This window comes from Amphibacillus jilinensis Y1 (assembly GCF_000306965.1).
GTDB classification, from domain to species: domain Bacteria; phylum Bacillota; class Bacilli; order Bacillales; family Amphibacillaceae; genus Amphibacillus_C; species Amphibacillus_C jilinensis.
Window position 1 is genome coordinate 27,530 of the sequence record NZ_JH976445.1, and the last position, 9,512, is coordinate 37,041.

Sequence of the window (9,512 nt, forward strand, 5' to 3'; positions counted from 1 at the left end):
ATTTACTCTCCTTTTGCAGCTGAAATGGCAGCAAACCGCTTATTTCTACGTTTAATTTCATCCGGCACCTCTATTTTAGGTGCATTTGGATGCAGTAACCATGTTGCGGCATAGTGGGTATCACTAACCTTAAACATTGGTGGTTCCTCTTGAAAATCGATTTCTAAAGCATACATATTTCGTGAAGCAAACGGATCGCCCGTTGGGATGTTTAATAAATTCGGAGGTGAGCCTGGAATCGTGTATAAATCTTCTTTTTCCATCTTCATTGTCGGCATTGATGCCAACAACCCCCAAGTATAAGGGTGCTTCGGATTATAAAAAATTTCATCGACCGTGCCAATCTCAACAATTTTCCCTGCGTACATGACCGCGACACGATCAGCGATATGGGCGACGACACCTAAATCATGCGTAATAAAAATCGTAGATGTATCAAATTCAGCTTGCAATTCCTTTAGCAGGTCAATAATTTGCGCCTGAATGGTAACATCCAAGGCCGTTGTCGGTTCATCAGCAATTAAAACCTTTGGGTGACACGCTAAGGCGATCGCAATCATAACCCGTTGCCTCATGCCTCCTGAGAACTGATGGGGATACTGTTGAAAGCGTTGCTCTGAACCAACAATGCCGACTTTTTTCATCAGTGTGATCGCTTCTTCTTTCGCCCTCTGCTTACTCATGCCTTGATGCTCGATAAGCGGTTCAGCAATTTGCCGCCCTACTGTTAAGGTCGGGTTTAGCGAGGTCATCGGATCTTGAAAAATCATCGCAATATCTTTACCACGGATCTTTTTCATTTCCTTGCTCGACTTTTTTAATAACTCCTGGTCATAATACCAAACCTCACCTTTGGAGATGTTGGTATTTCGTTTCGGCAGAAGCTGAGTGATGGCTTTGGTTGAGACACTCTTTCCCGAGCCAGATTCACCTACTAACGCAAGTGTTTCGCCTTCCTTCAAATCAAAGGAAACCCCTCTAACTGCATTGACCTCACCCTCAAAGGTATTAAATGAGATCGTTAAGTCCTGCACAGAAAGAATACTATTCTTCTCCATACTCATATACCTCCCTCACTTTTTTAATCCTCTACCTCGCATATCAAACGAACCTTCAATTCGTGGACGGAGAGCTACAGGACGTAGGTCATGTAGACGCGGGCCTACAGGATGTGGCTGTTTTTAGTCTCCGATCTTAGTCACCCACTGGTTGTTAGTTAATTGAATCAGGACAATAGCATCCGTTAGCCCCACCTTAATAGATGTGCTCTACTCTCTATTTTGAAGGAGGTGATTTACGATCGATTATTTTTGATAAAAAATGAGTCTTCGGGGCCTTTAAAAAGACCCCGAAATACTGCTATCAATCTATTAATCTTCTAATTTTTTGTCCACTCGTGCATATCATGAAGGCTGCCACCCCAAAACTCTTTTATTCCACCATTGAGGTTTTTACTTTGCACCTTATATTGGAAGTCGGCGTATAAACCCACCGCAAAAGCTTGATCTCTCCAATACGCTTGCATTTCTGTATAGATCGCTTGTCGTTCATCCATATCGGTGGCTGTGCGCCCTTCTTCCAGTAATTGTTCCAATTTCTCATCATTAACGCGGCCTAGATTAGTTGTTCCGGATTGAGACCAAAGATAGGTCTGATCTGGATCAGACGTTAACGGGATACCAATCAAACCAATTTGATAGTCTCCTTCTCTAACGTTTGCTAACGCCGTTACGAAATCAAACGTTACTTGAGTGACATTAAAGCCCGCTTCCTCCAAATTTTGTTGAATTAAACTAGCAGACTGCTCACGTGCGCGGTTACCCGTTGGCACTGTTAATTCAATTTCTTGACTTGTGTCGAAGTCCGCCCCTTCTAATAATTCGCGTGCTCGATCGACATCATGCGGAATTGCCTCTACATCAGGGTCAAAATAGACACTTGCCGATGTATACATACTGTTCAAAACCTCAGCATTACCTCTAAACAGCTGTTCAACAATCGCTTCTCGATCAATGGCATACATCATCGCCAACCTTACATCTGCATCAAATTCATCGTTGTTAACAAACATAAACTGCGTTGCAAATCCCGGATAGCTTTCAAAGACTAAGTTATCATCGTTTGCTAACGTATCAACCTCTGAAACTGGAATAACACCAATTCCACCACCAGCAGCCATATCAACGCCACCAGATTGTAGCTCTGTTACAAGACTCGTACCATTAACCACTCTTAAGTACACATGCTTTAACTCCGCTTCTCCTTTATAGTAAGTTGGATTCGCCTCTAATTGAACGTACGAGTCCGTTTCATAGTCAACGAATTGATAAATACTACCGGAAACACTAGGTGTGGTTGCAAATTCTGAATTGGATAGCTCAGCCGGATCATACTGCTCTGCAATATGCTTCGGTACAACATACACATTAAAGCCAATCATTTCTTTAATATAATTAGGATCAACAGGCGTCTTCGTAGTTAAAATAAGTGTGTGCTCATCAACAACTTCGACACCTGCAACACCATCTGCACCGTCCTCCCACTTTCCTGTGCTTTGCAAGCCTTCTAAGCTTGAAATATTAACTCCCCAGGTCGTTTCCACATCCGGATTAGCAATGAGCTCTAACGTATAGGCAACATCATCTGCTGTTATCGGCTCGCCGTCTGACCATTCAGCATCGGATCGTAACGTGATCGTAAAGCTTTGGTTATCTTCCGTTTCAAATGACTCTGCTAGATTTCCTTCAAAGCTCAATGACGCAGGTTGATCTAGCAATGTTGGGTACAACATTCGTAAAATCCACTGGGCAACGGTATCAGTCGCATTAAGCGGGTTAAATCCCGCTGGCGCATTTGTTAAACCTATATATAGTGTGTCGTCCTCATCACCCTCCGGAACAATATCATCTGCTGCTTCTCCACTTCCTCCTCCAGCTGGTTCAGCGTTTCCATCTCCACCACCACAACCAACTAGAAACAATACCATACCGAAGATAATCATAATGAATAGCCCTAACTTTTTAAAACTTGCCATCGTAAGTCCCACCTTTTTATTATTTATTTCACTTCGCCATCAATTGCTCGCCTTAGTCCATCACCTAAGAAATTGACAGACAAAACAGATATCAATACCATTAGGCCTGCTGGCAACCACCTCCAATACTGATTAGCCAAGACCGTTAACGACTGTGCATTTGACATCATGTTACCCCAGCTTGCTGTCGGCGGCTGCACGCCGACGCCTAGAAAACTTAGCGACGCTTCAGTAATAATCGATGTCGCAATCCCGAATGTCATATTAACTAAAATCAATGTCAGTACATTGGGGAAAATATGTTTAAATGCAATTTGAAAAGTGTGGTAGCCTGATGAAATAGCAGCTTGAACATAATCTGCCTTTTTTAACTTCATCACTTCTCCCCTGACCAGACGACAAAGAACTGGCCAGCCTAAAAGACCAATCACAAAGGTAACCGTCCAAATACTTGGACCAATTAAGCTCACAATAACGAGAATAACCATGAAGTAAGGGAACGCCATGAATACTTCAGTCAAACGCATAATAGCACTATCCCAAAAGCCGCCCAAAAAGCCACTTAATAGCCCCAACGTTGTACCAATTACTGCATAAATCGCTACAGATAAGACACCGACAGTTAGCGATACCCGAGCACCGTAGATTAAACGACTAAGGACGTCTCGTCCGACCTCATCCGTTCCTAACAAAAATTCATTTGTTGGTGCTTCCTCAAAAAAACCAACTGTCTGATTTGGATTATATGGTGCAAGAGCGGGTGCAAAGATAGCGATAAGGATTAATAGGACAAATATAAAGAGACTTAATGTTGCCACTTTATCCTTCAAAAATCGCTTTATAATCGTTTTCGCGTAGCTATCATCATTTTGACTAATCCCTTGTGTTTGACTAATCTGCTCCATCTCAATGATTTTTTTTCGTGGAACTGGATTAAACTTTAACTGCTCCTCCATGTGCACCCCTCCTAGTATCGAATTCTTGGGTCAACAGCTGCATAAAGTAAATCTGCGATTAAATTAAAAACGAGTACAGACAGAGCTGCAATAAGATTAATTGCCATCAGAACTGGGTAGTCACGTGCATTTATTGCAGAAATCATCCATTGTCCAATCCCTGGCCATTGAAAGATTTGTTCTGTTACAATCGCGCCACCTAGCATTTTGGGGATATCCGTGCTGATCACAGTAATAATTGGGACCCATGCATTGCGAACCCCATGGCTCCAAAGAATGAGCTTCTCTTTCAATCCTTTAGCTGTAGCTGTTCGCATATAATTTTCTGAAAAGATGTCAATCATGCTTGCTCGTACATAACGGATCATATTAGAAGAATAGAAGGCGGACAGGACGATCGTCGGGAGCACCAAATGCTGGATTCTGTCCAATACACCACCATCCCCCCCTAAAGTCTCCATGCCTCCCGTCGGCAAAACACCAAGCTGGAGAGCAAATACATAGATTAAAGCTAAACCAAAGAAGAAATTCGGAATCGAAATCCCTAAAAAGGAAATACCTGTAATCATATTATCAATAAACCCATTTTGCTTTCTTGCGCTGATAATGCCGAGCGGTATCGCAAGTAAATAAGAAACGAGCAAGGTTGATGTCATTAATGTAACAGTCGCCCATATCTTACTAGGGAGTATTTCAATAATGGGTAAGCGGGAGGCAAAGGAAAAGCCTAAATTGCCTTGGACGAGATTGAGCAACCATTTGAAATATTGAACCAGAAAGGACTGATCTAGGCCTAAGTTCGCTCTCATTTGTGCGATTTGTTGCTCAGTAGCATTTTCAGAAATGTACAAATCCGTCGGATCACCTGGTGCTAAGTTAACAATAATAAAACAGAACACTGTAACCATTAACAGCACTGGAATGGTAATCAGAATACGCTTTATAATATATTTCCCCATTAAAAACCCTCCATTTTAAATGTCTTCAATCTTTTCTCTAGAGCAAATATTGCGCTACCAGTGCTAAAAATGCTTGCCCCGATTGATGTAAGCACTGTTCGTCTAGTTTGAATTTAGGATGATGATGCGGATAAGTGGCTTCGATCTCTTTATTCTCGCCACCCACACAGAAGAAGGCACCAGGTTTTTCTTCTAGAAAATAAGCGAAATCCTCCCCACCCATCATGACCGGTAGCTTTATTATGTTTTCTTCACCGAATTGTCTAGTCATCGTTTTAACAAGCAGATCAACTTCTGCTGCCGTATTCTTCACGGATGGATAGCCATCGGTATAGCTAACTTCTGCTTGACCACCTTGAATCTCAGCAATATGTGGCACGAGCCGAAGCATGCTTTCTTTCATAAGTGCTCTTACCTGTGAATCTAGTGTTCTTATCGTTCCACGGATAGTAGCAGTATCGGCAATAATGTTATAGGCCGTTCCCCCTGCTTCAACACCAGCAAAGGTCAGTACAGCAGGGGCTGTTGGATCTACCTTTCGGCTGACGAGCGTTTGTAAATCGGTAATCATTTGACTCGCAATGATGATCGAGTCGACTGTTTGATGCGGATTCGCGGCATGACCACCCTTTCCTTGAATATCGATCTGGAAAGAATCCGCTGCTGCTGTCGCATAAGAAGATGCGTAACCAATCTGTCCTTTTGGAAGATTAGCAGCGACGTGAATACCAAAAACGTAATCTACACCCTCGAGTGCGCCGGCTTCTACCATACTTTTCGCACCACCAGGCATCACTTCCTCAGCGTTTTGGTGCAACAAAACAACATTACCCTTTAGTGACTGACGATGCTTTTGCAGCACCCTAGCAACACTCAGTAAGCTAGCTGTGTGGACATCATGCCCACACGCATGCATGACCCCAATATTTTTCGACACAAAGTCAACATCAGTCTCCTCTGTAATTGCCAAAGCATCAAAGTCAGCCCGTAACGCAACAGTTGGGCCAGGCTCACCCCCTGTTATCTTCGCTACCATGCCATAACCATTTCCAACATTGGTTGTAACATCTGTAATTCCGTATTGGTGTAGCTTTTTAAGAATAAAGGCTGCTGTTTCCTTTTCCTGAAAGGACAACTCTGGATGAGCGTGTAAGTAGCGCCGATCATCTATTGTCTCCTGCTCGTTAGCTGCTAAATCACTTAACCATTGTGCCAAGCTCATACAGACTCACCTACCTTTGTCACTAAATAATGATTAATAAGTAAGGCAAACGCCTTGGCACCTGTAAGCATGCTTCGCTCATCCAAGCTAAATTTACCATGATGATGTGGAAATAATTCCTCCTGCTCCAAGGTCCCACCTGAGACAAAGAAGAAGGTACCCGACTTTTTCTTTAAGTAATAGGCAAAATCTTCTCCCCCCATGATAACTGGGAGCTCACTAACCATGTTCTGACCAAATTTTTCTTTGAACAGCTGTTCAACGAGTGCCGTTTCCTCCGGATCGTTGTAAACAGACGGATAGCCACGTTCATACACCACTTCTCCTGTCGCCTGATGTGCCTTACATACATGCTCAGTCAAATCCTTAATCCCCTGTTCCATCATATCTTGCACCTTAGGATCAAGCGTTCTAACTGTCCCACTAATGGTTGCTTGATCTGAAATAACATTATGTGCACCTTCCCCAGCTTTAAATGTTGCAACGGTTAGAACTGCTGGATCAATTGGGTCTTTTCGCCGTGATACTAATGTTTGGAGCTGCTGAATTAAATAGGCACCGATCACAGCTGGGTCAATGCTTGTATGTGGAGAAGCACCATGCCCACCCTTCCCTTGAATCTTGATCGAGAAGGCATCTGCCGCTGCCATTGCATAGCCTTTGTGCGTATATATTTTACCGTTGTATGGATCATCACCTTGAACATGCCAGCCGTAAACGGCATCTAATTCATCCAGTAGCCCCGATTCAACTATACTTTTTGCTCCGCCAGGCGGCTCTTCTTCTGCATGCTGAAAGATAAAAATAATCTTTCCACACATTTCTTTACGGAGGGGCATCATCGCCTTTGCTAAGCTTAGTAATCCAGCTGTATGTGCATCATGTCCACAGGCATGCATGACGCCAGCTTGTGTCGATTGAAAAGAAAGATTTGTTTCCTCTTGGACAGCTAACCCATCAAAGTCGGCTCTAAAGCCAAGCACTGGTCCCGGTTCTCCAGAATCTAGTGTAGCTAAAATTCCACCTCCACCAACTTCTTCTTTAATCGAGGTATAGCCATAGCTAAGTAGCTTATCCTTAATAAATTTTTTGGTGTTCTTTTCCTGAAAGGATAGCTCGGGATGCTGATGCAAGTAACGGCGATTTGCAACTGTTTCTTCAAACTGCGACTCGAGCATTGCCTCTATTTTTTCGTAAAGCATGTTTTCTCCTCACTTTCTTTTGACTGTCACGATGGTATTTCCCACTGATTATTCAATCCCTTACTTCACATCGTTCAATGTGACGATGGTTCGTGAATCGAAACTAATGATACGTATTATAAAGAACTTTTTGTTAAAACGTCAACTACTTTTTTGAAAATTTAAAATATTCAAAATTATTTATTAGTATTAATTAATATGCATAAAAATGCGGTTTAACACCCTCTGAAACGCTTACTAAAAATATTTCAAAAACAAGGTTCTTGGTCGAATATCTGACAAAGAAGTTGACTCGTCCAGTGAATAAAAATAACATATCAGCATGAAATATTTTTTTAACACCATGTCGAGGGAGGATAACAAATTTGGACAAAACGAAACTTTTAGCTTTACTAGAAGAAAAAAAACAGAAATTCACAGAAGCCTCCGATCGTATATGGGAGACACCAGAACTACGTTTTGCTACATATAAATCAGTCGAACAACACTATAGCGTTTTAGAATCTGAGGACTTTGACATTGAAAAAGGTGTTGCAGGTATGAACAATGCATATGTCGCATCATTCGGATCGGGTCACCCCGTAATTGGAGTTTTAGGTGAGTACGACGCATTATCGAACCTCAGTCAAGTTGCTGATCTTGCCGAGGAGCAAGCAGTTGAAACGGGAGGGAACGGACATGGCTGTGGTCATAATTTATTAGGGATGGGAGCCGTTGTAGCCGCAGTTGGTGTAAAGGAATTCCTCAGGGACACTGGTCAATCAGGCACAATTAAATTGTTCGGTTGTCCAGCAGAAGAAGGTGGATGTGGGAAGTCATTCATGGCACGTTCAGGGTTGTTCGATGATCTGGATATTGCCTTAAGCTGGCACCCTTCTGATAAAACGGAGGCTTGGGGATCAGGCAGCTTGTCAGTTTACCATGTAGACTATCAATTCAAAGGTCAAGCAGCTCATGCAGCTGGCGCACCTGAACTTGGCAGAAGCGCTTTAGACGCTGCGGAACTGATGAATGTAGGTGTGCAATACTTGCGTGAGCATATTATAGATGAGGCTCGGATTCACTACGCATACAAGGATGCAGGTGGACATTCACCAAATGTTGTTCAGTCCAGTAGCAGGTTATTCTATTATGTGCGCGCACCAGAAATTGAACAAGCTAAAGCGATTTTGGAGCGTGTCAACCGTGTGGCTGAAGGAGCTGCTTTAATGACGGATACAGAACTGAACATTCACGTCCATTCTGCTTGCTACAATTATATTCCAAACAAAACCGTTACGTATAATCTGCAGGAAAATTTGGAGCTCTTGACCCCGCTATCATTTAGTGAAGCGGAAATAGCTTATGAACAAGCTTTCTTCGACACCGTTTCTGAACAGGTCAAAGCGAATATTTACGAAAGCATTCGTCATTCATTTCCTGAGCTTGATTCTGACCAGTGGACGAAGCTCGCGCAAGAGCCGGTCAGCACACCGCTCTATCCGATTGAATTTTTCGGAAAAACGATTGGTTCGACCGATGTCGGAGATGTCAGCTGGATTGTCCCAACTGGACAAGTGTTTGTTGCTTGTGAACCACACGGAACGCCACCACACAGTTGGCAATGGGTTGCCAATGGCAAATCCTCCGTCGCTCATAAAGGGATGATGACAGCTGGAAAGACACTCGCGCTTAGTGCGATCGATTTAATTGAAAATCCTGAGCTCGTTGAAAAAGCGAAACAGGAGCATCTAGACTTTTTGCAAGGAAGAAGCTATGTTTGTGCATTTTCTGATGATGTGATGCCTGATGAATAAGCCTTCTATGACCAGATAGCCTTGCAAGACCGAATGGTAAACTAACCATTTTGTTAATCAATTGGCGTTGACATCCCGCGACAAGGGGTGTTAGAATGTGTAGGTTTATCACATACCCGCAGAGGAAATATACTCCCTTTCTGCGGGCACGGCTTCAGCTAATTCAGTAAAGCCAAAAGCGCTTTACTGAATGGATCTTCAGCTCGTGCTGTTCCCGCTAGAGTGTCGCATATTTCCTCAGCTATTTGATATCATTCGTTTTAATATAATAAAGACGAATAATCCATTCACAAAACAAACGGATCATTCGCAACTGATCTTACGTCTTTTACTTTTGTCCCAA

Annotated in this window: 7 protein-coding genes; 1 reads left to right on the plus strand and 6 read right to left on the minus strand. The window is 42.8% G+C overall.

Annotated features, from left to right (window positions below; all coding sequences use genetic code 11):
* Positions 1-2: 2 nt before the first annotated feature.
* From B494_RS0118195 to B494_RS0118220, 6 genes are all read right to left on the minus strand, one after another.
* A complete protein-coding gene (locus B494_RS0118195) occupies positions 3-1,058 on the minus strand; it encodes an ABC transporter ATP-binding protein (protein ID WP_017473807.1) in 1,056 nt (351 codons plus the stop codon).
* A 320-nt stretch (positions 1,059-1,378) separates the two neighbouring features.
* The gene (locus B494_RS0118200; protein WP_017473808.1) at positions 1,379-3,034 is read right to left on the minus strand and encodes an ABC transporter substrate-binding protein; all 1,656 of its coding nucleotides are present in this window, start codon (positions 3,032-3,034) and stop codon (positions 1,379-1,381) included.
* A 23-nt stretch (positions 3,035-3,057) separates the two neighbouring features.
* On the minus strand, positions 3,058-3,990 hold the full coding sequence (locus B494_RS0118205; protein ID WP_017473809.1) for an ABC transporter permease: 933 nt from the start codon (positions 3,988-3,990) through the stop codon (positions 3,058-3,060).
* A gap of 11 nt (positions 3,991-4,001) precedes the next feature.
* The gene (locus B494_RS0118210; RefSeq protein ID WP_017473810.1) at positions 4,002-4,949 is read right to left on the minus strand and encodes an ABC transporter permease; all 948 of its coding nucleotides are present in this window, start codon (positions 4,947-4,949) and stop codon (positions 4,002-4,004) included.
* A 37-nt stretch (positions 4,950-4,986) separates the two neighbouring features.
* Entirely contained in the window at positions 4,987-6,171 is a 1,185-nt protein-coding gene (locus B494_RS0118215; RefSeq protein WP_017473811.1) for a M20 metallopeptidase family protein, read from the minus strand.
* Positions 6,168-7,373 (minus strand): M20 metallopeptidase family protein, encoded by a 1,206-nt coding sequence (locus B494_RS0118220; protein WP_017473812.1) that lies wholly within the window; start codon positions 7,371-7,373, stop codon positions 6,168-6,170. Before B494_RS0118220 ends, B494_RS0118215 begins: the two co-directional genes overlap by 4 nt.
* A gap of 365 nt (positions 7,374-7,738) precedes the next feature.
* Between B494_RS0118220 and B494_RS0118225 the strand changes: the two genes are divergently transcribed.
* The gene (locus B494_RS0118225) at positions 7,739-9,169 is read left to right on the plus strand and encodes an amidohydrolase (RefSeq protein WP_017473813.1); all 1,431 of its coding nucleotides are present in this window, start codon (positions 7,739-7,741) and stop codon (positions 9,167-9,169) included.
* The last annotated feature ends 343 nt before the right edge of the window (positions 9,170-9,512 follow it).

Coding starts and splice junctions, on each gene's coding strand:
- B494_RS0118195 (WP_017473807.1), bottom strand. CDS start 1,058: ATGGAGAAGAATAGTATTCTTTCTGTGCAGGACTTAACGATCTCATTT.
- B494_RS0118215 (WP_017473811.1), bottom strand. CDS start 6,171: ATGAGCTTGGCACAATGGTTAAGTGATTTAGCAGCTAACGAGCAGGAG.
- B494_RS0118220 (WP_017473812.1), bottom strand. CDS start 7,373: ATGCTTTACGAAAAAATAGAGGCAATGCTCGAGTCGCAGTTTGAAGAA.
- B494_RS0118210 (WP_017473810.1), bottom strand. CDS start 4,949: ATGGGGAAATATATTATAAAGCGTATTCTGATTACCATTCCAGTGCTG.
- B494_RS0118205 (WP_017473809.1), bottom strand. CDS start 3,990: ATGGAGGAGCAGTTAAAGTTTAATCCAGTTCCACGAAAAAAAATCATT.
- B494_RS0118200 (WP_017473808.1), bottom strand. CDS start 3,034: ATGGCAAGTTTTAAAAAGTTAGGGCTATTCATTATGATTATCTTCGGT.